This is a genomic window from Streptomyces capoamus, from assembly GCF_014654935.1.
In the GTDB taxonomy this organism is placed as follows: Bacteria; Actinomycetota; Actinomycetes; order Streptomycetales; family Streptomycetaceae; genus Streptomyces; species Streptomyces capoamus.
Map to the genome: position 1 here is coordinate 1 of NZ_BNBF01000094.1, position 895 is coordinate 895.

General features: G+C 56.4%; 1 rRNA gene. It reads right to left on the reverse strand.

Annotated elements, in window-relative coordinates:
* Positions 1 to 895: ribosomal RNA gene (locus IE312_RS37940) — 23S ribosomal RNA — on the reverse strand; the annotation flags it as partial.

Genomic DNA, 895 nt, shown 5'->3' on the forward strand with positions numbered 1-895 from the left:
TCGATGTTTGACGCTTCACAGCGGGTACCGGAATATCAACCGGTTATCCATCGACTACGCCTGTCGGCCTCGCCTTAGGTCCCGACTTACCCTGGGCAGATCAGCTTGACCCAGGAACCCTTAGTCAATCGGCGCAAACGTTTCTCACGTTTGTATCGCTACTCATGCCTGCATTCTCACTCGTCAACCGTCCACGACTACCTTCCAGTGCCGCTTCACCCGGCAGACGACGCTCCCCTACCCATCACAGCACCCGTTGGGGCTATCTGCTGCAATGACACGACTTCGGCGGTACGCTTGAGCCCCGCTACATTGTCGGCGCGGAATCACTAGACCAGTGAGCTATTACGCACTCTTTCAAGGGTGGCTGCTTCTAAGCCAACCTCCTGGTTGTCTGTGCGACTCCACATCCTTTCCCACTTAGCGTACGCTTAGGGGCCTTAGTCGATGCTCTGGGCTGTTTCCCTCTCGACCATGGAGCTTATCCCCCACAGTCTCACTGCCGCGCTCTCACTTACCGGCATTCGGAGTTTGGCTAAGGTCAGTAACCCGGTAGGGCCCATCGCCTATCCAGTGCTCTACCTCCGGCAAGAAACACACGACGCTGCACCTAAATGCATTTCGGGGAGAACCAGCTATCACGGAGTTTGATTGGCCTTTCACCCCTAACCACAGGTCATCCCCCAGGTTTTCAACCCTGGTGGGTTCGGTCCTCCACGAAGTCTTACCTCCGCTTCAACCTGCCCATGGCTAGATCACTCCGCTTCGGGTCTTGAGCGTGCTACTGAAGCGCCCTATTCGGACTCGCTTTCGCTACGGCTTCCCCACTCGGGTTAACCTCGCAACACACCGCAAACTCGCAGGCTCATTCTTCAAAAGGCACGCAGTCACGAGA